At 65.2% G+C, this 21,177-nt stretch carries 18 protein-coding genes and 1 tRNA gene; 11 read left to right on the top strand and 8 right to left on the bottom strand.

Annotated features, from left to right (window positions below; genetic code table 11):
• Positions 1-4: 4 nt before the first annotated feature.
• A complete protein-coding gene (locus B5D62_RS12065) occupies positions 5-763 on the bottom strand; it encodes an SDR family NAD(P)-dependent oxidoreductase (protein ID WP_170920901.1) in 759 nt (252 codons plus the stop codon).
• Between the two features lie 198 nt (positions 764-961).
• On the opposite strand from B5D62_RS12065, the gene rpmI reads away from it, so the two are divergent.
• The 5 genes from rpmI to lepA all read left to right on the top strand — a co-directional run bounded on the left by rpmI (position 962) and on the right by lepA (position 7,080).
• The gene (gene rpmI / locus B5D62_RS12070) at positions 962-1,156 is read left to right on the top strand and encodes a 50S ribosomal protein L35 (protein WP_336470158.1); all 195 of its coding nucleotides are present in this window, start codon (positions 962-964) and stop codon (positions 1,154-1,156) included.
• 3 nt (positions 1,157-1,159) lie between these two features.
• Positions 1,160-1,516 (top strand): 50S ribosomal protein L20, encoded by a 357-nt coding sequence (rplT, locus tag B5D62_RS12075; RefSeq protein WP_085934109.1) that lies wholly within the window; start codon positions 1,160-1,162, stop codon positions 1,514-1,516.
• 117 nt (positions 1,517-1,633) lie between these two features.
• The gene (gene pheS, locus B5D62_RS12080; protein WP_085934110.1) at positions 1,634-2,734 is read left to right on the top strand and encodes a phenylalanine--tRNA ligase subunit alpha; all 1,101 of its coding nucleotides are present in this window, start codon (positions 1,634-1,636) and stop codon (positions 2,732-2,734) included.
• The gene (pheT, locus tag B5D62_RS12085; RefSeq protein WP_085934111.1) at positions 2,731-5,130 is read left to right on the top strand and encodes a phenylalanine--tRNA ligase subunit beta; all 2,400 of its coding nucleotides are present in this window, start codon (positions 2,731-2,733) and stop codon (positions 5,128-5,130) included. Before pheS ends, pheT begins: the two co-directional genes overlap by 4 nt.
• 147 nt (positions 5,131-5,277) lie before the next feature.
• Positions 5,278-7,080 (top strand): translation elongation factor 4, encoded by a 1,803-nt coding sequence (lepA, locus tag B5D62_RS12090; protein ID WP_085934112.1) that lies wholly within the window; start codon positions 5,278-5,280, stop codon positions 7,078-7,080.
• Between the two features lie 211 nt (positions 7,081-7,291).
• On the opposite strand, the gene B5D62_RS12095 is transcribed toward lepA, so the two are convergent.
• Positions 7,292-7,648 carry a hypothetical protein gene (locus tag B5D62_RS12095; RefSeq protein WP_085934113.1) on the bottom strand — a complete coding sequence of 119 codons (357 nt, stop codon included), beginning with the start codon at positions 7,646-7,648 and terminating at the stop codon, positions 7,292-7,294.
• A 125-nt stretch (positions 7,649-7,773) separates the two neighbouring features.
• Between B5D62_RS12095 and B5D62_RS12100 the strand changes: the two genes are divergently transcribed.
• The 5 genes from B5D62_RS12100 (at position 7,774) to dctP (ending at position 12,267) form a co-directional block, all read left to right on the top strand.
• Positions 7,774-7,863, top strand: a tRNA-Ser gene (locus B5D62_RS12100).
• 344 nt (positions 7,864-8,207) lie between these two features.
• Positions 8,208-9,368: a patatin-like phospholipase family protein gene (locus B5D62_RS12105; RefSeq protein WP_085934114.1), complete on the top strand. Its 1,161-nt coding sequence runs from the start codon at positions 8,208-8,210 to the stop codon at positions 9,366-9,368.
• 11 nt (positions 9,369-9,379) lie between these two features.
• Complete coding sequence (locus B5D62_RS12110; protein ID WP_085934115.1) at positions 9,380-10,132, top strand: acetoacetate decarboxylase; 753 nt, start codon at positions 9,380-9,382, stop codon at positions 10,130-10,132.
• Positions 10,133-10,150: 18 nt separating this feature from the next.
• Positions 10,151-10,933 carry a 3-hydroxybutyrate dehydrogenase gene (locus tag B5D62_RS12115; protein ID WP_085934116.1) on the top strand — a complete coding sequence of 261 codons (783 nt, stop codon included), beginning with the start codon at positions 10,151-10,153 and terminating at the stop codon, positions 10,931-10,933.
• 248 nt (positions 10,934-11,181) lie between these two features.
• On the top strand, positions 11,182-12,267 hold the full coding sequence (gene dctP, locus B5D62_RS12120; RefSeq protein ID WP_085934117.1) for a TRAP transporter substrate-binding protein DctP: 1,086 nt from the start codon (positions 11,182-11,184) through the stop codon (positions 12,265-12,267).
• 21 nt (positions 12,268-12,288) lie between these two features.
• Here the strand turns inward: dctP and B5D62_RS12125 are convergent, their stop codons facing one another.
• Positions 12,289-13,149, bottom strand: a complete 861-nt coding sequence (locus tag B5D62_RS12125; RefSeq protein WP_085934118.1) for a LysR family transcriptional regulator — start codon at positions 13,147-13,149, stop codon at positions 12,289-12,291.
• Between the two features lie 98 nt (positions 13,150-13,247).
• On the opposite strand from B5D62_RS12125, the gene B5D62_RS12130 reads away from it, so the two are divergent.
• Positions 13,248-14,249: a bile acid:sodium symporter family protein gene (locus B5D62_RS12130; RefSeq protein ID WP_085934119.1), complete on the top strand. Its 1,002-nt coding sequence runs from the start codon at positions 13,248-13,250 to the stop codon at positions 14,247-14,249.
• Positions 14,250-14,268: 19 nt separating this feature from the next.
• Here B5D62_RS12130 and B5D62_RS12135 read toward each other — a convergent pair whose 3' ends face one another.
• From B5D62_RS12135 to pdxR, 5 genes are all read right to left on the bottom strand, one after another.
• On the bottom strand, positions 14,269-14,943 hold the full coding sequence (locus B5D62_RS12135; protein ID WP_085934120.1) for an HAD family hydrolase: 675 nt from the start codon (positions 14,941-14,943) through the stop codon (positions 14,269-14,271).
• A gap of 111 nt (positions 14,944-15,054) precedes the next feature.
• Entirely contained in the window at positions 15,055-16,521 is a 1,467-nt protein-coding gene (locus B5D62_RS12140) for an NAD(P)-binding domain-containing protein (RefSeq protein ID WP_085934121.1), read from the bottom strand.
• A 32-nt stretch (positions 16,522-16,553) separates the two neighbouring features.
• Positions 16,554-18,248 (bottom strand): long-chain-fatty-acid--CoA ligase, encoded by a 1,695-nt coding sequence (locus tag B5D62_RS12145; RefSeq protein ID WP_085934122.1) that lies wholly within the window; start codon positions 18,246-18,248, stop codon positions 16,554-16,556.
• A 14-nt stretch (positions 18,249-18,262) separates the two neighbouring features.
• Positions 18,263-19,585, bottom strand: coding sequence for an aminotransferase class III-fold pyridoxal phosphate-dependent enzyme (locus B5D62_RS12150; RefSeq protein WP_085934123.1), 1,323 nt, complete (start codon positions 19,583-19,585; stop codon positions 18,263-18,265).
• A 79-nt stretch (positions 19,586-19,664) separates the two neighbouring features.
• On the bottom strand, positions 19,665-21,161 hold the full coding sequence (gene pdxR / locus B5D62_RS12155; protein ID WP_231714788.1) for a MocR-like pyridoxine biosynthesis transcription factor PdxR: 1,497 nt from the start codon (positions 21,159-21,161) through the stop codon (positions 19,665-19,667).
• Positions 21,162-21,177 lie beyond the last annotated feature (16 nt).

The following is a 21,177-nucleotide window of genomic DNA, read 5'->3' on the forward strand; positions in this document are numbered from 1 at the left end:
ACACCTAGGGCATGTAAGCGCCGCCGTTTACATGAAGCACCTGGCCGGTGATGGCGTCGGCATCATCGGAGGCGAGGAATACGGCACTGCCGGCAATCTGCTCGGGCGTCAGCATCCTGCCGCCCAGCGGGATCGTCGCCCGCGCCATTTCGATCAGCTCGGCATCGCTGTTGCCATAGCGGGGTTGCGCCGTGTCGGTCAGGCTGGGAGCGATAGCATTGACGCGGATGTTGTGGGGCGCCAGTTCCAGGGCCAGAGCGCGCGTCATCGAAACCACGCCGCCCTTGCTCGCGCTGTAGTGCACGCCGCGCACGGCGCCGCGGATCGCGGCGGATGACAGGTTGATGACGGCGCCGCTCTTCTTTCCCCCCGCGAGCAGGGCCTTGGCCATGGCGATGGTGGCAAAGCAGCCGGCCTTCAGGTTGACGTCGAGCACGATATCCCAGTCGCTCTCGCGCATCTCCAGCAGCGGCACACGCGGATAGACGCCGGCATTGTTGACCAGGATGTCGGGCGCGCCGAGATCGCGCACCGTATCGGCCACCATCCGCTCGATATCGGGCAGCTTCGCGACATCCGCCCGGACAGCGAGCGCGCGCCGGCCGGCCGCCTCCACTTTGGCGACGACGGCCGTAGCCGCTTTCTCATCGTCCAGCCAGTTGACCGCGACATCCGCCCCCGCCTCGGCCAGGGCCACGGCAATGGCCGCCCCGATTCCTTGCTGCGCGCCCGTCACCAGCGCCACCTTGCCTGCCAATTTCATTCGCCACCTCGTCCCGGAGAGCGTAAGGCCTACGCGTCTTTCGGCGCGACGGCAGCAGGAATGGTGCCACCCGGATCGGGCCTGCTTGCGTGGTTCCACGCCCGTCGCTATAAGCCCCCCTTCCTCGGTGGCCTGGCCCAAAGGGCATTGCCTCGGCCACCAATCGTAACCCTTTGAAAAGGAACGAAAATGCCCAAGATGAAGACCAAGAGCGGGGCCAAGAAGCGTTTTCGCTTCACCGGCACCGGCAAAGTGAAGCATGGGGTCGTGGGCAAGCGCCACGGCATGAGCAAGCGGGGCAACCGCTTCCTGCGTCAGGCCACCGGCATGACGGTCGTGTCCGAATCCGACACCCGCATCATCAAGCGCAACTTTTTCCCGTACGAGAGGTAAGTCATGGCACGCGTCAAGCGGGGCGTGGCTGCACACGCTCGTCACAAGAAGGTCCTGAAGCTCGCCAAGGGCTATCGCGGCCGCGCCAAGGTGGCGTTCCGCGTCGGCATCGAGAAGGTCGAGAAGGGCCTCCAATATGCCTATCGCGACCGGCGCAACAAGAAGCGCACGTTCCGCGGTCTTTGGATCCAGCGCATCAACGCCGCTGTCCGCGAGCACGGCATGACCTACTCGCAGTTCATGAACGGCATCCTGAAGGCCGGGATCGAGGTCGACCGCAAGGTCATGGCCGATCTGGCGGCGCGGGAACCGGTGGCGTTCAAGGCCCTGGTCGATCAGGCACAAGCGGCTCTGAAATAGGGCCCGCCCTCAAGCAACGTCCGCGCGCGCAAGCGGTGCGCCGGATAGAAATCGTAAAGGGGGAGCCTGGACCACAGGCTCCCTCTTTTCGTGTTCGGTTTCGAAAGTGAGCGAAGGATGGACGATCTTTCGACGATCCGCAGCGAGGTACTCGCCGCCGTCGCCGCAGCGGGCGATCTCGGCGCACTCGATACGGTGCGCGTCTTGGCCCTGGGCAAGAAGGGCAATGTCACCGGCCTGATGAAGACGCTGGGCACGCTGGCACCCGAGCAGCGCAAGGAGTTCGGCGCCCGCGTCAATCAGCTCAAAAGCGAGATCGAGGCCGCCCTCGAAGCGCGCAAGGCGACGCTCGGCGCCGCGGCCTTGGCCGCCAAGCTCGCGGCCGAGAAGGTTGATGTCAGCCTGCCTGTCCGTCCCGAGGGCCAGGGCACGCTGCACCCGATCGGCCAGGTGATGGACGAGTTGGCGGCGATCTTCGGCGAGATGGGCTTCACCTGGGCCGAAGGTCCGGACATCGAGGACGACTGGCACAATTTCAGCGCCCTCAATATCCCACCCGACCATCCGGCGCGGCAGATGCAGGATACGTTCTACCTTCCGTCGCGCGCCGACGGCACGCCCATGGTCCTGCGTACCCACACTTCGCCGGTGCAGGCGCGCACCATGCTGAACAAGGCCGTGCAGCAAATGCTGGCCAATGACGGCTCGCTGCGCATCATCGTGCCGGGCCGCACCTTCCGCATCGACAGCGATGCGACCCACACGCCGATGTTCCACCAGGTCGAGGGGCTGGTGATCGATCGCACCACCCACATGGGCCACCTCAAGGGCTGCCTGGTCGATTTCTGCCGCGCCTTCTTCGAGGTCGACGACCTGCCGCTACGGTTCCGCCCCTCCTACTTCCCCTTCACCGAGCCGTCGGCCGAGGTCGATATCGGCTGCTCGTGGAAGGATGGCGAACTGCGCATCGGCACTGGCGATTCATGGCTCGAGATCCTGGGCTCCGGCATGGTGCATCCCAACGTCATCGCCAATTGCGGCCTCGATCCCGCCGTCTACCAGGGCTTCGCCTTCGGCATGGGCATCGATCGCATCGCCATGCTGAAATACGGCATCCCCGACCTGCGCAGCTTCTTCGACTCGGACCTGCGCTGGTTGCGCCACTATGGATTCTCGGCCCTCGAATGGCCGTCTCTGACACAAGGACTGGCGCGATGAAGTTCACGCTTTCCTGGCTCAAGGAGCATCTCGCCACCGAGGCCTCGCTCGCCGAGATCCGGGACCGGCTGACCATGCTCGGCCTCGAGGTCGAGGGCATCACCAACCCGGCCGAGACGCTGAAGGGCTTCGTGGTCGGCTACGTGGTCGAAGCCGTGCAGCATCCCAATGCCGACCGGCTGCGCGTCTGCAAGGTCGACACCGGCGCCGGCGTGGTCCAGGTCGTGTGCGGCGCGCCCAACGCCCGGACCGGCATGAAAGGCGTGTTCGCCCCGACCGGCAGCTACATCCCTGGCACCGGCATCACCCTCAAGGCGAGCAAGATCCGCGGCGAGGAGAGCAACGGCATGCTCTGCTCCTCGCGCGAGCTGCAGCTGGGCGACGATCACAGCGGCATCATCGACCTGCCGGCCGAGGTGAAGACGGGCATTCCCGCGGCCGAGGCGCTCGGCCTCGACGACCCCGTCATCGAGATCAAGGTCACGCCCAACCGCGCCGATTGCCTGGGCGTTCATGGCATCGCCCGCGATCTGGCGGCCTCGGGACTCGGCACGCTCAAGCCATTCGCGGCAGAACGGATCGCTGGCACGTTCCAGAGCCCGATCAAATGGACGCACGGCTACCAGCCCAAGCCGGACAGCCCCTGCCCGATCGTGGTCGGCCGCTATTTCCGCGGCGTGAAGAACGGCCCCTCGCCCGACTGGCTGCAACATCGCCTGAAGGCGATCGGACTGCGGCCGATCTCGGCCCTGGTCGATATCACCAACTTCGTGACCTTCGACCTCAACCGCCCGCTGCACGTGTTCGACGCCAAGAAGCTGAGCGGCGATCTGGTCATGCGCCAGGCCAACGAGGGCGAAACCATCCTGGCGCTCGACGGCAAGACCTACACCCTCGATCCCGCGGTGGCGGTGATCGCCGACGGCAAGGGCGTGCATGGCATCGGCGGCATCATGGGCGGAGAGGAGACCGGTGTGCAGGAGAGCACGACCGACGTGTTCCTCGAAGTGGCCTATTTCGATCCCATCCGCACCGCCGCCTCGGGCCGCAAGCTCGGCATCCAGTCCGACGCGCGCTACCGCTTCGAGCGCGGCATCGATCCGCAATCGGTGCAGTGGGGCACCGATGTCGCCACCCGCCTGATCCTGGAACTGTGCGGCGGCGAGGCGAGCGAGATCGTCTCGAGCGGTGTCATGCCGAACTGGGAGCGCAGCTATACGCTGCGGCCCGACCGCGTGAAATCGCTGACTGCCATCGAGGTGCCGGCGAAGGAGACAACCGACATCCTGACCAGACTCGGCTTCACCGTCGCCGGCAGCGGTCCATGGACGGCTGCGGTGCCATCCTGGCGCCCCGACGTCGTCGGCGAGGCCGACCTCGTCGAGGAGGTCACCCGCGTGTACGGCTTCGACCGTATTCCCGCGGTGTCGCTGCCGGCGCTGTCCGCGACCTCGAAGCCGGTGCGCGATCCGCTGCAGCGGCGCGTGCCCTTGGCGCGTCGCGCCCTCGCCGCGCGCGGCATGAACGAGGCCGTGACCTGGTCGTTCCTGCCCTTCGAGCAAGCCCAGCGCTTCGGCGGTGGCGGCGCCGACTTGCGGCTCCTGAACTCGATCGCGGCCGAGCTCGACACGATGCGGCCCTCGATCCTGCCCAACCTGATCGAGGCCGCGGCCCGCAACGAGGCGCGCGGACTGCACGATCCGGCGCTGTTCGAGGTCGGCCCGCAATACAGGGATGCGACCCCGACCGGCCAACAGCGTGTCGCCGCCGGCGTGCGTCACAACATGGCAGTTCCGCGCAACTGGGCCGGCCCGATGCGCACGGTCGACGCCTTCGACGCCAAGGCCGATGCGCTGGCGGTGCTGGCGGCGATCGGCGCACCGGTCGAGAACATGCAGGCGACCGCCGGTGCACCCGACTGGTACCATCCCGGCCGCTCGGGCGCGATCAAGCTCGGCGACCGCGTCATGGCGTGGTTCGGCGAACTGCATCCGGAGATCGCCGCAGGCGCCGATCTCAAGGGTCCAGTTGCGGCCTTCGAGGTGTTCCTCGACGCGCCGCCTCCGCCCAAGGCCAAAGCCACCAAGGCCCGGCCGCGCCTGGTGCTGTCGGCCTTCCAGCCGGTGGAGCGCGACTTCGCCTTCCTGGTCGACGCGGCCGTCGAAGCGGAAAAGCTGGTGCGCGCGGCCCGCAATGCCGACAAGGGACTGATCGCGGCCGCCCGCGTGTTCGATGTCTATGCCGGCAAGGGCGTGCCCGAAGGCAAGAAGTCGCTGGCGATCGCCGTCACCCTGCAGCCGATGGAGCGCACGCTCACGGATGCGGAGATCGAGGCGGTATGCAACAAGATCGTGGCGCAGGTGGCGAAGGCCACGGGGGCGACCCTGCGGGGGTGATACAATACATGGTGTCATCCCGAGCGAAGCGAGGGATCTCTATCGGGCGCTGCCCAGGGATCCCTCGCTTCGCTCGGGATGACACCTTTTCCTGAACAAGCACAAGTGCGTCGAATCTTTCTCGAACAAGCGTAAGCGTCGAACCTCATGACCGACCTGTCGTTGATCCGTAACTTCTCGATCATCGCCCATATCGACCACGGCAAGAGCACGCTGGCCGATCGCCTGCTGCTGCGCTGCGGGGCGGTGACGGAGCGCGAGTTCCACGACCAGATGCTCGATTCGATGGATATCGAGCGCGAACGCGGCATCACCATCAAGGCGCAGACCGTGCGCCTCGAATATCCGGCCCAGGACGGCAAGACCTACATCCTGAACCTGATGGACACGCCCGGCCATGTCGACTTCGCCTACGAAGTCAGCCGGTCGCTGGCCGCGTGCGAGGGCTCGCTTCTGGTGGTCGATGCCAGCCAGGGTGTGGAAGCACAGACGCTGGCCAACGCCTATCACGCCATCGACGCCAACCACGAGATCATCCCGGTCCTGAACAAGATCGACCTGCCCTCCGCCGATCCCGAGCGGGTGTGCAAGGAGATCGAGGACGTGATCGGCATCGACACGTCGGAGGCCATCAAGGTCTCGGCCAAGACCGGCATCGGCATCGACGATCTGCTGGAAGCGATGGTCAAGCGCCTGCCGCCGCCCAAGGGAGACCGTAACGCGCCGCTGAAAGCGCTGCTCGTCGACAGCTGGTACGACCCGTATCTCGGCGTCGTGACGCTGGTCCGCGTACAGGACGGCGTGCTCAAGAAAGGCCAGCGCATCCGCATGATGGCCGCAGCCGCGGCCTACGATCTCGACAAGGTCGGCGTCTTCAAGCCCAAGCCGACCGACGTGGCCGAGCTCGGCCCGGGCGAGATCGGCTTCATCATCGCCGGCATCAAGACCATTGCCGACTGCAAGGTCGGCGACACGATCACCGACGACCGCAAGCCCGCGGCCGAGATGCTGGCCGGCTTCAAGCCCTCGGTGCCGGTCGTGTTCTGCGGCCTGTTCCCCGCCGACGCGGCCGAATTCGAGACACTGCGCGAGTCGCTGGCCAAGCTGCGGCTCAACGACGCCTCGTTCCATTTCGAGCCCGAGAGCAGCGCCGCGCTGGGCTTCGGCTTCCGCTGCGGCTTCCTCGGCCTGCTGCATCTCGAGATCGTGCAGGAGCGGCTGGAGCGCGAGTTCAACCTCGACCTCGTCACCACGGCACCCTCCGTGGTCTACAAGCTGAAGATGACCGACGGCACGCAGATCGAGCTGCACAATCCCGCCGACTATCCCGATCCGGTCAAGATCGAGAGCATGGAAGAGCCGTGGATCAAGGCCACGATCATCACGCCCGACGAGCATCTCGGCGCCGTGCTGACGCTGTGCCAGGAGCGCCGCGGCCAGCAGGTCGAGTTGACCTATGCCGGCACGCGCGCCATGGCGGTCTATCGCCTGCCGCTGAACGAGGTCGTGTTCGACTTCTACGACCGGCTGAAGTCGGTGACGCGCGGCTATGCCAGCTTCGACTACGAGATGGTCGGCTACGAGCAAGGCGATCTGGTGAAGGTCTCGATCCTGGTGAACTCCGAGCCGGTCGATGCGCTCAGCATCATCGTGCACAAGAGCCAGGCCGAGCATCGCGGCCGCGCCCTGTGCGAGCGGCTGAAGGACCTGATCCCGCGCCAGCTCTTCAAGATCGCCATCCAGGCCGCGATCGGCGGCCGCGTCATCGCCCGCGAGACCATCAGCGCCCTGCGCAAGGACGTGCTGGCCAAGTGCTATGGCGGCGACATCAGCCGCAAGAAGAAGCTTCTGGAAAAGCAGAAGAAGGGCAAGAAGCGTATGCGGCAGGTGGGCGACGTGGAAATCCCGCAATCCGCCTTCATCGCCGCCCTCAAGATGGACAGCCGCTAGCAACCTGCCCGCGCGACCGTTTTCACCGTCTATAAACGGTTGGAAAAACGGAGACGGCTTGGCGGCGCGAACCGGATCGAAGGCGATAAGGGACAAGACGGCATCGCTCCTCCTGGCTGTGACGCCTCATGGTAGACGCGATGTGTCAGGATCGACGATTCCGGTCCTCAATGCGCTCCGGCCTTGCATGGCCGGCCCGACGCCCCGACTGTCAGGAAAGGCTGCTGTGCCGGCGACGGCGCGGGCGGGAACCGCCGATGAAATGCGGCTGCACGCCGCGGCCGGCGCGCGCACCGGCCCAGATCAGCAATGCTCCTCCCACCACGAACACCGGAAGGGCCGGCAGCGACAGGATCGGCTGGCCCACATAGCGCCAGAGCGCGCCGCCGAGATGGCTTTCCGTCCAGCCCTGGACCTGGCGCAGCGAGCCGAGGTCGAGGCGCCCCCACAATTCGCCCAGCGTCAGCACGCGTAATGCGCCTTCCGACCACCAGGCCAGGCAGTCGTTGACGACGGCGGCGACCGCCATCGCCAGCAGCACCCATCCCAAGGCCCGAACCAGGACCATCTCTCCCCCAAATTGCCCCGGCACAACCTATCCAACCGCCGCCGCAGAGGGAAGATGCCGTTGCCCCCGCCAGCCACCGCGCTATAAGGACGGCCAACCGCGCCCGGACGACGGGCACGCTGAACGGACAGGTGGCCGAGCGGTTTAAGGCACACGCTTGGAAAGCGTGCGTGGTGTAACAGCCACCGCGGGTTCGAATCCCGCCCTGTCCGCCAGCGAACGCCAGCTTCTCCGCGTGACTTCGCCCGCTGCCCACTCAATCCGTATCGCCTTCGATGTCTCGCGGGCTGCGTCCAGCACGGTCATCGATTCATGCAGCGGTGTGTACAGTTCCGGCTGCGCCCACCTTGGCTCGACTCCTGCATCCGAGTCAGTTGGCCAAAAGCGCGACCATCTCCGACCGGGACGGATTGGGATCGGAGGACCACCGGACCGATCATTGAATTCACCAATCGCCAGCCCGATTGGGTAGTCAGAGTTGCGGCGGCCACGCTCTACCTCTGATACGGTCCGCACCAGCGGCGGCGCCGCATCCGGGCCGCCCAGGGGGAGATGAGTGATGAGTGATCCGACCAACGTCCCCAGCAGACGGGCGCGGCCCGACTTCGAAAGAATCGCCCTCCTGCTCCAGGGCGGCGGCGCGCTCGGCGCCTATCAAGGCGGCGTCTACCAAGCCCTCGCCGAGGCCGATCTGCATCCGGATTGGGTGGCGGGCATTTCGATCGGCGCCATCAACTCGGCGATCATCGCCGGCAATCCGCCCGAGCGCCGCGTCGAGCGCCTGAGGCAGTTCTGGGAGACGGTGAGCCAGCCGCCGATGGGCATCCCCTACATGGCGTCGCTCGAGATCAAGAACGACATGACGCGCCAGATGATCAACCAGTGGCGGGCGATGGGGGCCCTGTTGTGGGGCGCGCCGGACTTCTTCAAGCCGCGCGTGCCGCCGCCGATCTTCCTGCCCGTCAGCAGTCCCGGAGCGCTCAGCTTCTATGACGTCTCCCCGCTCGACTCGCTGCTGCAGCGGCTGGTGGATTTCGATCTGCTCAACTCGGGCAGCACGCGGATCAGCGTCGGCGCCACTCACATCAAGAGCGGCAACTTCGTCTACTTCGACAGCCTCAAGCACAAGATCGCGCCCGCCCACATCATCGCCAGCGGCTCGCTGCCACCCGGCTTTCCCGCGACCGAGATCGACGGCGAGCATTACTGGGATGGCGGCGTGGTCTCCAACACGCCGCTGCAATGGGTGTTCGACGAGAGGCCGCGGCGCGACACGCTGGCGTTCCAGATCGATCTGTGGAGCGCGCGCGGAGAGCTGCCGCGCGACATGGTCGAAGTCGACGTGCGCCTCAAGGACATCCGCTATTCGAGCCGCACGCGCATGGGAACCGACCAGTTCCGGCGGAACCAGAAGATGCGGCGCGCGGTCGCCAAGCTGCTGGACGATCTCCCCGAGGCCCTGCGCCAGACTCCCGAGGCGGAACTGCTGGCCCAGGAGGCGGACGACAAGGTCTACAACATCATCCACCTGATCTATCACGCCAAGAACTACGAGGGGTCGTCGAAGGACTACGAGTTCTCGCGCCGGACCATGGAAGAGCATTGGAAGACCGGCTACAGCGACATGATCCGCACGTTGCGCTATCCGGAGGTGCTGCAACGTCCCCGTAGTATCGACGGGGTATTCACGTTCGACCTCGCCGAACAACCACTCGAATAGAGGCCCTATCAATGAAGCTTGCCGACGTCCGCAGCAAGGCATTCGCCATGCCGCTCAACAACCCTGCCTATCCGCGGGGTCCGTACAAATTCTACAACCGTGAATTCGTCATCATCAGCTACCGCACCGATCCGGAGGTGCTGCGCGCCGTCGTTCCCGAACCGCTCGAGGTGATCGGCGACACGGTGAACTACGAGTTCATCCGCATGCCCGATTCCACCGGCTTCGGCGATTATACCGAGACCGGACAGGTGATCCCCGTGCGCTTCCGCGACAAGGACGGAACGGTGCAGGAAGGCGGCTACGTGCACGCCATGTATCTCGACGACGATTCGCCGATCGCGGGCGGCCGCGAGATCTGGGGCTTTCCCAAGAAACTCGCCACCCCGAAGATCAGTCACGAAAACGAGACGCTGGTCTGCACGCTGCACTACGGCTCCGTCCTCTGCGTCAGCGCCACGATGGGTTACAAGCATCACGAGATCGACCACGCACCGCTGCTGAAGTCGCTCGCCAAGCCAAACTTCATGATCAAGATCATTCCGCACGTGGATTGCACCCCGCGCGTCTGCGAACTGGTCCGCTACTACGTCCAGGACGTGACACTGAAGGGGGCGTGGACCGGACCGGCGGCGCTGCAGCTCTTCGATCATGCGCTGTGCGACGTCTCGCGGTTGCCGGTGCGCGAAGTCCTCTCGGCAACGCATTTCGTCACCGACCTGACGCTGGGTCTTGGCGAGGTCGTCCACGACTATCTGGCTTAAATCTGAAAGGAATTTCCAATGGCGCGTTTTGACAAGAAAGTAGCGATCGTGACGGGCGCGGCGAGCGGCATCGGCAAGGAGATTGCCCTGCGCTTCGCGGCCGAAGGTGGCATTCCGGTGATTGCCGACCTGAATCTCGACGCCGCCAATGCCACCGCGGCGGAGATCAAGGGCAAAGGCGGCGACGCCTTCGCCGTGGCCATGAACGTCGTCGACGAGGACGCCGTCAACAAGGGCGTCGCCGACGTCATGAACAAGTACGGTCGCATCGACGTGCTGGTTTCCAATGCCGGCATCCAGATCGTGAAGCCTGTCGTCGATTTCGCCTTCGCCGACTGGAAGAAGCTCCTGTCCATCCACCTCGATGGCGCCTTCCTCACGACCAAGGCCTGTCTCAAGCACATGTATGCGGCGAAGTCCGGCAGCGTCGTCTACATGGGCTCGGTGCATTCGAAGGAAGCCTCGCAGCTCAAGGCGCCCTACGTCACGGCCAAGCATGGGCTGATCGGCCTCTGCAAGGTGGTGGCGAAGGAAGGCGCGGCCTTCAACGTCCGGGCCAATGTCGTCTGCCCGGGCTTCGTGCGTACGCCGCTGGTCGACAAGCAGATCCCCGAGCAGGCCAAGGAACTCGGCATCTCGGAAGAGGACGTCGTCAAGCACGTCATGCTGAAGGACACGGTCGACGGCGAGTTCACCACGACCGACGATGTCGCCGATTGCGTACTCTTCTTCGCCGGCGCCAGGAGCAATGCGCTGACCGGCCAATCGATCGTCGTCAGCCACGGCTGGTTCATGCAATAGCGGCCTATCAACGACGGCGCTCCCGGGACGATAGGCATCGGGAGCGCCCTTTCTCGACCCGCTCCCTCGGGAAGCCCTGCTCGATGGGTCGCTCAGTCGTTGATGGAAAATTGCATTCACAACCGAATTTGATGCGAAATACTCTCAGCGCATAGCAATCCTGCATGGAAAATGTAACTTTTCATGCCATTCCCGGACCAATTTGCTAGAAAGGCATAGGGGTAAAGGGGAACTTGGGGGACTGCACCATGCGCCGAGAACTAGTGTGGGGTCTCATCGCCTTCTCGTCAGTCGCTGCGAGCGCCAGTCAGGGTCAGGTCCTGCGGTCCGCAAACACCCATGCCATGGAGCCTCCTGCAACAAGGCAGGTCATTCCGTCGGGCAATGTCGGTCAGCCCGGCGAACTCGTGCAGGCCCCCATCACGAGCCGCGAAAGCCTGGACCTTCGATCGGCCGATATCTACGCCGCCGATCATCCGACGGTGCGAGCGGTGGCCTATCTCGGTGTTCTCATTCAAAGCCGGACCATGGGCCGCTATCGCATTTCTACTCTGGGGGAGAGCAGCGCCAACTCCGAATCCTTCACGATCGCATCGGTGCGCAACGGCACCCTCGACATGGCACGGGTAAACTTCGCCGCGCTGAGCGGCTCCGTTCCGGAGGCGATCGTGCCGGCACTGCCCGGACTCTTCCGATCGACCCAGCACCAGCGTCATGTGCTCGATGGCCAGATCGGACGCGACCTGCTCGCCGCTCTCGACCGTCAGAACCTTGTCGGCCTGTGCTTCTACGATACCGGTCCGCGTTCCTATTACGGCTCCAAGCCGATACGCAAGGCATCGGACCTCTCGGGTCTGAGGGTCGCCATCCCTCAGTTCGGCCCTTGGGCCAGCGTGCTGAGGGTGCCGGGCGAGACAATGCTGCCGATGCCCTATACGCAGGTCGGCGCTGCGCTGAAGAACGGCGCGATCGATCTTGCCGAAGAAAGCTGGCCCACTTTCGTCAGCTCCGGGCACTACAAGGTGGCACGCTACTTCAACGAGACGGAGCATTCGGCAACGCCGAGCGTGCTCATCTTCTCCAAGCGCCGATGGCTGGAACTGTCGCAGACGGACCGCGAGCAGATCCAGACCGCCGCGCGCGACTCCGTCCGCGAGTTCCGCGCCTTTCGCGATGAAAGCGAAGCATTGGCGCGGCGGACGGCGAGAGAAGCCGGCGTCGAGGTCATATCGGACGTCGATCGGAGCTCGTTCACCGACGCCGCAGCAGCGCTCTATCCGACGCTATCGCCGGAACTCCAGGACCTGGTCAGGCGGATCAAGGATACGCGATAGCTGCCGCGGCGGAGCAGAGGCTCATCCCTGCCAGCTGCTCTGAAGCCGATTGCCGCTTGCCAGTATCGCTTCCGCGAGCTTGGCGGCAGGGCCGCGCCGGGTCGAGCCCTTGAGCACGAATTCGATGGCACCGAGGTCCGGCAGGTCGTGCGGCTTCTCCAGATCGACGAGACCGCTCGGCATGAGACCGCGCGTGATCGGCGTCACGCCGAGACCGGCAAGTGCAGCCGCGCGTAACCCGCTCAGACTTCCACTGACGCAGACCATGCGCCACGGTCGGGCGGCGCGTTCGAGCACCGCCAGGGCCGTCTCCCGCGTGATGCTGGGTGGCGGATAGAGAATCAGCGGCACCGGCGCCGAAACATCGAGCCGGTATTCCTTTCCGGCCGCCCAGATCAGCCGATCGCGCCACACGATCTGTCCCCGCTCGTCGCCGCGGCGGCGCTTGCCGCAGATGAGATCGAGTTCGCCGCGTTCGAGCAGTTGGTTGAGCCTGCCGCTCAAGGCCACCGTCAGTTCAAGATCGACCAACGGATGCGCGCGGACGAAGGCATGCAGGACCTCCGGCAGCTGGGACAGCACGAAATCCTCGGACGTCCCGAAGCGCAACCGGCCGCGCAGTTGCGAGCCGGCAAAGTAACTCTGCGCGCGTTCGTTGGCGTCCAGAATGCTTTGCGCGAACTCGACCATCGCGTCGCCGTCCGGCGTGGTGGCCACGGAATGGGTGTCGCGCCGGAACAACCGTCGTCCGGTCTCGTCCTCGAGCTTGCGGACATGCTGGCTCACCGTCGACTGCTGCAGGCCGAGCCGCTCGGCCGCCTGGGTGAAGCTGCGCGTCTGGGCGACGGCGAGAAAGCTGCGGAGCTGCGTCGGTTCGAACATCGTTTATCGTATTTCATGATAACAGTAACATCAGTAAGCATAGTTCACAATGCTGCAACAGAAGGCGATATACGGGCCACAAACTGGAAACCCTCGCCATGCGCCGCCCTCTCTGGCTTTTCCGCTACATCGATCCCTTCCTGGTCGCGATCCTCACCACGGTCGCAATCGCCTCGTTTGCCCCCGCCCACGGTGAAGGGGCCGTCCTCGCCGACGCCGCGACCAATGCCGCCGTCGCGCTTCTTTTCTTCCTCCACGGCGCAAAGCTATCGCCATCAGCGGCGTTGGCGGGCGCCCGCCACTGGCGTCTCCATGGCCTGGTCTTTTCCAGCACCTTCATCCTCTTCCCGCTGGTCGGACTCGCGGCCCATGCCCTGATGCCGCAGCTTCTGCCGGCGTCGCTGTGGGGCGGCGTGCTGCTGGTCACCATCCTGCCCTCGACCGTCCAGGCCTCGATTGCCTTCACCTCCGTGGCCGGCGGCAACGTTCCTGCGGCGATCTGCAGCGCCTCGGCGTCGAACCTCATGGGTCTGGTGCTGACGCCATTGCTGGCCGGCTTCGTGCTCAGCCAGCGCGGCGTCGGCCTGTCCGGCGACACCGTGGTGAATATCCTGCTGCAGATGTTGGCGCCGTTCGTGGCCGGCCAGTTGCTGCGGCCGTGGATCGGATCATTGGTCTCCCGCAACGCGCGCCTGCTGAAGTTCGTCGATTACGGATCGATCCTGCTCATCGTCTATGCAGCCTTCAGCCACGGCATGGTGAATGGCCTCTGGCATCAGGTCGATGCGGCCGAGCTGCTCCGCCTCGCCCTGGTGGACGTCGCGCTGCTGGCCATCATCATGGCGCTGCTGACGATCGCCAGCCGCCGACTCGGCTTCTCGCGTCCTGACGAGATCACCATCGTCTTCTGCGGGTCCAAGAAGAGCCTGGCGACGGGACTGCCGATCGCCAACGTCCTGTTTGCCGGACATGTCGGCCTGGCGATCCTGCCGGTCATGCTGTTTCACCAGATCCAGCTCATGGTCTGTGCGACGCTTGCCAAGCGCTACGCCGCCCGCCGATCGATGGCGGTCCTGGAGACCGCGACCGCCGCCTCCTAGCAGCTCCGACCGTCAGGCGTCATCGGCGCCCGCCAACTTCATCGATATGGACGAGCAGGTCGGCCGGGTCGTCATAGACCCGGATGGCGCCGGCCTGCCGCAATTCGTCGGGGCCATATCCGCCGCTCAGCAGTCCTACGCCCAAGGCACGGCACCGCGTTGCCGCCAGCATGTCCCAGATGCTGTCGCCCACGACGACGGCCGTTTCCGTCGAGCAGCCCAATCTTTCGGCGGCGGCGAGAAACAGATCGGGATCGGGCTTGGCGTACTTCACCTGATCGCGCGTCACGACGGGAACCTTTGCCGGATCGACGCCCAGCGCGGCCAGGTTGACGCTGGCGGTCTCCATTCTGCCGCTCGTGGCGATCGCCCAGCGGATATCCGCGTTCGATAGCCAGGACAGCAGTTCGCGGGCACCGGGAAGCGGGCGGATCTGGGCGCCGAACTTCCGGTAGGCCGCCGCATGAAGCTGACGCAAGCGTTCGCTGCGCTCGGCGCTGATGTCGAGACCCGTCTCCCGAAGCAGCTGGTTGGTGAACAGCCCGCCGCTCATGCCGATCTTGCGATGAATGCGCCATACGGAAAGATCGATGCCTTCGGCGTCGAGTGCCTCCTTCCAGGCGAGCACATGCTGGTAGACGCTATCCACCAGGGTGCCGTCGAGGTCGAACAGGAAGACCGGTTCAATGCGCATCTGACCCTCCGATTCGGTTTGCCGGCGCTCATCGTGCCAGAAGAGTTTTACCCTTCCGGTTAACGCAGACCGAGGCGGATAGGCAGCGTGCTTCCGAATTGCACAGGAGAACTAGCCGGGGAAGCCGCCGTCCGCCTGCATCTGGCCGCTCTGCCAGTCGAGTTCGACCTGCTTGATATCGTAGGCCAGCAGCGACGCCCAATGCCGTTCCAGATCCGCCTGGAATAGGCCGCGCGTAAGACCGGCGACCAGCTTCGGGACAGCGATGGTCATGGCATTGATGCTGCTGCCGGACGGCCCGAAACTGAGCGTCGTGCCGATACCGAACAGATGGATGTCGGCAAGCCAGGGCGTCGTGCCGGGTGTCTTCTCGAGGAAAGCATAGTCTGGCCCCAAGTAGGGCGATGCGGCCAGCAACGGATCCTCCTCACCGGGAGGCGGCGCATACCGGTCGCCCCACAGCGCCACGTGATCGGCGATATTTGCCAGCTCCGGCCGCGCCTTGAGGTTCTGCCGGATCCCCGTGCCGCAGATGACATAGTCGGCGTCGAAGGGCTCACTCGTTGTCTCGATGCGTACCCGTCCATTCGCCAGCCGGGCATCCGTCCAGTTGCGGCCGACATGCATCCGGAAGTCGGGGAATGCCATCACGCGCCTGTAGGTATCGCCGGGAAAGCTTTCCCGCGTGCGCATGATGTGGCCCATGATCCGCCAGCGCCATTCGTCTGGCATCTCGCTCATGTGCCGCAAGAAACCGGCGAACGTCAGCCAGCGATAGGGCTGAATCACCGACGGCGTCTCTCGCCGACAGAAGAGATGGACGTCGGCACCGTGCTCCAAAGCAACGGCGGCATTGTCCATAGCCGAAGCGCCAGCACCCAGCACGGCAACAGTTCGGCCGCGCAGCCGTTCGAAATCGATGTTCTCGCAGGTATGGGCCCGGCGATCGGCCGGCAACGCGCGGATGAAGTCCGGCATCCACCATTCGCCGGTTCCATCCTGTCCCGTGGCGAGGACCAGCTTCCGCGTCGCAAGCACCTCGCCGGTCGATAGCGTCGCCAGCAGGCATCGACCGCCATCGTCGAGCTGTCCGGGCGCGATGGCCGTCAAGGCGACCTCATTGCGAATCGGCAGCGCGAGCACGCGACGAATCCAGAGAAGATAGGTGTGCCACTGCCCGGTCGGTATCAGGTGCAGCCTGGCAAAGGCGTCTGCGCCATATTGCGCCTCGTACCAGGCCTGAAAGGTAAGGCTCGCCACGCCGAGATCGGGACCGGTCTGGTCCTTGGCGCTGCGCAAGGTCGGCATGCGCGCGAAGGTCGACCATGGCCCTTCCTTGCCTTCGGGTGCGCGATCGATGAGCAGGATATTGCGGACGCGATCGCGCATCAGGCCAAAGGCGGTCGCCATGCCGCATTGGCCGGCGCCGACGATCAGAACATCGAGGGCCGGCTTGCCTCGATAGAGTCGCGGCACCATCCAGTCGGCGCGGGGATGGGCCGTGAGGTCCAGCTCTCGATGCGCCTGGGCTTCCAGGATGGCCAGGCCGGCCGCGCCGGATGTCGTTGCGTCGATCATGTCATCCTACAGGCAAGCGAAATGCCAACACTTCAAGCAGCCGTCGATGCGGCGGCTTTCGCCCGCTCCCACTCTGCGGCTTGAAGCGAACGCCAGTCGACCTTGTTCGAGGCGCTCCGCGGCAGATGATCCACGAACTCGACGCGCCGCGGCACCTTGTAGGCCGCCATCACGCCGCGCGCCCAGGCGATGATGTCGTCAGCGCTGGTCTCGATACCGGGCCGACGCACCACGAACAGCTTCACCGTCTCACCGCGATAGGGATCGGGCGACGACACGAGGCAGCATTCCTGGATGGCGGGATGCCGGTGCAGCGTCGCCTCGCACTCGGCCGGCCAGACCTTGTAGCCGGAGACGTTGACCATGCGCTTCAGGCGATCGATGATATGGAAGTAGCCGTCCTCGTCGACCCAGCCGAGATCACCGGTGCGCAGGAATCGCAGCCTGTCGCGCTCGAGAAAAGTCTCGGCATCGGCGTCGGGACGGTTCCAATAACCCTGCATGATCTGCGGCCCAGCCACCACGATCTCGCCGACCTCCCCGCGCGGCAATTCATCGAACGTCTCGGGCGACACGACACGCGCCACCGTGTCGTGCACCGGAATGCCGAGGCATTGGGCTTTCGGCCGGTCGAGTGGATTGAGATGCGTGGGCGAGATGGTCTCGGTCATCCCGTACCCCTCGATGAAATGCAGCCCGAAGCGGCGTTCGAGTTCCGCGGCGACAGCTTCCGGCATCGTCGCCCCACCACCAGTGATGATCTTCAGGCGGGCGAAGGCCTTATCCTCCAGGCCGGCACCCGACAGGACATCGATCACCATCGTCGGGGCGGCGCTCCACAACGTCACGCCATAGCGTTCGAACAAAGGCCCCACGAGGTCACGATCCCAGCGCGACATGATGACCAGAGACGCGCCGGCGGCGGCACAGCCGTTGAGCGAGAGCTGCATGCCGGCGACATGGAACATCGGCATGAACCCCGTCAGCACCGTGTCGTCGTCGTAGCCGTACCAGCTTGCCTGCAGGAGCGCCGTATGCAGCACGCTGGCGTGGGTGTGCTTGCACGCCTTGGGCTTGCCCGTCGTCCCGGAGGTGTAGGGCATGACGCAGAGATCGCCTGGTTCCGTCCTGTCGGGGAGCGGCGGCGCTGATTCGGCAAGCGCTTCCTCCCAGGCGATAGCACCGACCGGCAATGGCGCCGGCAACACGCTCTCGGCGATGACGGACGGCAGGCGGAAGGGCGTGTCGGCCGGAATCTCGTCGCCATAAGTCGCGATGACAAGATGCTCGAGCGGTGCCGGAACCAGCGACGCATAGCGATCGAGCAGCTCCGCCCCGATGATCGCCGTGCGCGCGCCGCTGTCGGTGGCGAAGTAACCGAGTTCGTCCGGCGTGTTCATCGGATTGACGGGAACCACAACCGCTCCGGCGCGGACGATCGCCTGGTAGCCGATCACGAAATGCGGTGAGTTCTGCATGCCCAGCAGGACGCGATCGCCCTGGCGGACGCCACATCGATGCTGGAGAAAGGCCGCAAGTCGCTCCACGCGGCCCAGAAGATCGGCGAACGTGATCTCCGCACCGTAATAGGCGATCGCCAGCGCCTCTCCCCGCCGTGCCGCCGTTAGCCTCAAGGCCTCGCCGAGACTTCGCGGCAGTGGGCCGAGGTGGCGCGGCACTCCCGCAGGCCAGAAGTCTGTGCGACTGTCGGAAGCTGGCCTACCCATTCTCGTTCGCCCCGTCAGTGTGCCTTGTTCATCAGGGTATTGTGCTCGCGATCGGCGAGTTCGAGGCTTTCATCGAGAATGCCCAGCAGGCGATCGGATTCCTCGTCCGAGATGATCAGCGGCGGTGCCAAGAACAGCGAGGTCTGTTCGCCGCTGGTGCCGACCACGGCGCCAAGCGACAGCGCCTTGGCGCTGACGCGCGAAGCAATGGGCGGTTCCAGCGTATCGGCAAGCCACTGCCGCCAATCGGGACCATGCAGCTCGATGGTCCAGTGCAGCCCTTGACCGGCAATGCGCGCGACGCTCGGGTGCCGCCGCCCGATCTCCCTCAAGCGATCGGCATAGCGCCGCTCCAGCTCATGCACGCGGCCGAGTAGCCCTTCGTCGCGAACGATGCGGAGATAGGCGCTCACCGCGGCCATCGCCAGGGGATGGCCGCGCAAGGTTCCATAGTTCTGCCAGCTCTTGCCCTTGAGCTCGGCGACCACATCCTTCGACAGCACGATGGCCGCAACCGCCACCATGCCGCCGCCCAGTCCCTTGCCCAGGGTCACGATGTCTGGCCGGCTCGCACCGCCCTGGAACGCGAACCCACGTCCCGCGCGCCCCAAGCCCGTGACGACTTCGTCGGCGATCCACAGCGCGCCCTCGCGCCGGGCGATGCCCGCGACGGCATCCTGATAGGCGCCATCGTGATAGAAGCCGCCCTGCGTGTAGTCGATGATGACCGCCGCCGACTGGGCCAACTGCGTTGGCGCCTGTGCGAGACGCTGTTCCAAGGTCTCGTTCGATTTCAGATCGGAACCGGCGAGATAAAGAGCACCATCGGGCGCCGGCAGTACATGCACCGGCGCGCACGGCGCCGGCATCTTCGACCCGCCATTCGGCGCGGCGAGGCCACCATGCCAGTGCGGCTGGACCGTGACGTCGCGGCTGAGGCCGACCAGACCATGATAGGCGCGCTCACGCGTCGCGATCGCCTGACGTCCGGTCAGCGCCTGCGATAGCGACAGGGCCACGTCATTGGCTTCGCTACCGCTCAGGCAGAAGCGAACCGCGCCGGCCCATGTGTCTTCGCCGACGAGCCCAATCTCGAAAAGGTCGTCGGCCGCCTTGTCGCGCCCCTGCCAGTTCCATCCCTCGCTCACCATCGGCAAGTCCGCAGCCGCGCGCAGGGCCTCGGCCATCCTGGGGTGACCATGACCAAGCGGGCCGCCGGTGTTGCTGCCGTCGAGCACGGACTGGCCGTTGCTCAGAAAGAAGTAGGCTCCCCGGCCACCGACAACCTGAGGTGACTCGCCTCCTGCATTGAGACCGGTATGGAGCAATCTGCGCATGCCCTATTCCATTCCTTCCTGTACTGGCCCGACCCTAGGGGCATCATGTGGTTTGCGACAGCGCCAGTTCTCGGCGGGTTCAGTGAGCCAGATGCTGTGCGTCTTGGATGATCGCGGCCACGCTGGACAATCGCGGCAGCGCCTCTTCCGCCTTGAGCTGGCCATAGCCAATGAGCAGCCCCTGGCGATCCGGCACGCCCAGGTAACATTGGGAAAGCGGCTGGACGAAGTTGTTCACGGCCCGACTGCGCTGGGAAACGTCGCGATCGCTGACCCTCTCGGCGAGCGATGGCTTGAACAGCGCCGTGAGATGGAGTCCGGCGGGATCCGGTGGAATCTCGAGTTCGTCGGGCAGAAGCTGGCGCAAGGCAGCGAGAACGGCTTCCCGTCTCTCGGCATAGGTTGCGCGCATGCGCCTCAGATAACGAAGCAGATGCCCCTGCCGCAGGAACTCCACGAGGGCAAGCTGAGCGGTGCCGGCCGTGTGGACGTCTATCCGCGCCCGACCGCGGCCAAAGGCTTCGACGAAGCGCGGACTGGCGACGAGATAGCCGATCCTGAGGCTCGGCAGCATCACCTTCGAGAAGGTGCCGAGATAGATCACGCGGCCGCTGCGATCGAGCGACTTGAGTGAGGCAGTCATGCTGTCGCGATGGCGGAATTCCGAGTTGTAGTCGTCCTCGATGATCCAGCCACCATGGCCGTTCATCCATTCCAGCAATTCCTGCCGGCGCTCGAGCCCCATCGTCACGCCGAGCGGGAACTGGTGCGATGGCGTGACGACAGCGAGCTTGGCCTTGGGGGCGCGCCTGATCCCCTCGGCAACGCACAGGCCTTTGTCATCGACCGGCACCGGAACCAGCTTGGCGCCCGCCGCCTTGAGGCTCCAGCGCGCCTCGATGAATCCCGGCTCCTCGACCCAGACTTCGTCACCCGGATCCAGAAGCATACGACAGCAGAGATCGAGCGCGCCGGAACTGGCCGTCGTGACGGCTACCTCCTCCGCGCGACAGAGCAGGCCACGCACCGCCCCGAGATATTCGGCCGTCGCCTCGCGCAGCGGCTGCCAGCCCAGTGGCGACATGTTGGAGGAGGCTGCCTTCGGCGGGTTGGCCCACACCTGCCGCAGCAACCGGGACCAGACGTCAAAGGGGAAGAGAGAGACGTCAGGCGCGCCGGGACTGAAGGGAGACGACAGATCGAAGTCGTACTGAGTCTTCAGTACGGCGCGCCAGCGCTGGGAAAGCCATTCATCGGCCGCTCCCGCATCCATCGCCGGAACCATCGACCCGGACGGTCGAGCAACAGCGGCAACCTCGACGCCGCCGCGAGGGACCGACTGCAGGTAGCCTTCCGAGTAGAGCAGGTCGAACGCGGTCAGGACGATCGCCCGCGAGCAGCCGAGTTCCGCCGCCAGTTGGCGCGAGCCCAGCAGTCGGGTCCCCGCACGCAACCGGCCGTCCAGTATCTGGTTGCGCAGATGGGTGGCAACCTGCTGATAGAGCGGCAGATCCAGATTGCGGTCGAGTCCCGCGCCCGCCATCGACATGCGCTGCCGCGATGCTCCGGTTGTCATGCGATGTCCCATGACG

The sequence above is a fragment of the Enhydrobacter aerosaccus genome (assembly GCF_900167455.1).
In the GTDB taxonomy this organism is placed as follows: domain Bacteria; phylum Pseudomonadota; class Alphaproteobacteria; order Reyranellales; family Reyranellaceae; genus Reyranella; species Reyranella aerosaccus.

Excerpts from the sequence above, each read along its gene's own strand:
- B5D62_RS12065 (WP_170920901.1), bottom strand. The coding sequence starts at position 763 with ATGAAATTGGCAGGCAAGGTGGCGCTGGTGACGGGCGCGCAGCAAGGA.
- rpmI (WP_336470158.1), top strand. The coding sequence starts at position 962 with ATGAAGACCAAGAGCGGGGCCAAGAAGCGTTTTCGCTTCACCGGCACC.
- rplT (WP_085934109.1), top strand. The coding sequence starts at position 1,160 with ATGGCACGCGTCAAGCGGGGCGTGGCTGCACACGCTCGTCACAAGAAG.
- pheS (WP_085934110.1), top strand. The coding sequence starts at position 1,634 with ATGGACGATCTTTCGACGATCCGCAGCGAGGTACTCGCCGCCGTCGCC.
- pheT (WP_085934111.1), top strand. The coding sequence starts at position 2,731 with ATGAAGTTCACGCTTTCCTGGCTCAAGGAGCATCTCGCCACCGAGGCC.
- lepA (WP_085934112.1), top strand. The coding sequence starts at position 5,278 with ATGACCGACCTGTCGTTGATCCGTAACTTCTCGATCATCGCCCATATC.
- B5D62_RS12095 (WP_085934113.1), bottom strand. The coding sequence starts at position 7,648 with ATGGTCCTGGTTCGGGCCTTGGGATGGGTGCTGCTGGCGATGGCGGTC.
- B5D62_RS12105 (WP_085934114.1), top strand. The coding sequence starts at position 8,208 with ATGAGTGATCCGACCAACGTCCCCAGCAGACGGGCGCGGCCCGACTTC.
- B5D62_RS12110 (WP_085934115.1), top strand. The coding sequence starts at position 9,380 with ATGAAGCTTGCCGACGTCCGCAGCAAGGCATTCGCCATGCCGCTCAAC.
- B5D62_RS12115 (WP_085934116.1), top strand. The coding sequence starts at position 10,151 with ATGGCGCGTTTTGACAAGAAAGTAGCGATCGTGACGGGCGCGGCGAGC.
- dctP (WP_085934117.1), top strand. The coding sequence starts at position 11,182 with ATGCGCCGAGAACTAGTGTGGGGTCTCATCGCCTTCTCGTCAGTCGCT.
- B5D62_RS12125 (WP_085934118.1), bottom strand. The coding sequence starts at position 13,149 with ATGTTCGAACCGACGCAGCTCCGCAGCTTTCTCGCCGTCGCCCAGACG.
- B5D62_RS12130 (WP_085934119.1), top strand. The coding sequence starts at position 13,248 with ATGCGCCGCCCTCTCTGGCTTTTCCGCTACATCGATCCCTTCCTGGTC.
- B5D62_RS12135 (WP_085934120.1), bottom strand. The coding sequence starts at position 14,943 with ATGCGCATTGAACCGGTCTTCCTGTTCGACCTCGACGGCACCCTGGTG.
- B5D62_RS12140 (WP_085934121.1), bottom strand. The coding sequence starts at position 16,521 with ATGATCGACGCAACGACATCCGGCGCGGCCGGCCTGGCCATCCTGGAA.
- B5D62_RS12145 (WP_085934122.1), bottom strand. The coding sequence starts at position 18,248 with ATGGGTAGGCCAGCTTCCGACAGTCGCACAGACTTCTGGCCTGCGGGA.
- B5D62_RS12150 (WP_085934123.1), bottom strand. The coding sequence starts at position 19,585 with ATGCGCAGATTGCTCCATACCGGTCTCAATGCAGGAGGCGAGTCACCT.
- pdxR (WP_231714788.1), bottom strand. The coding sequence starts at position 21,161 with ATGACAACCGGAGCATCGCGGCAGCGCATGTCGATGGCGGGCGCGGGA.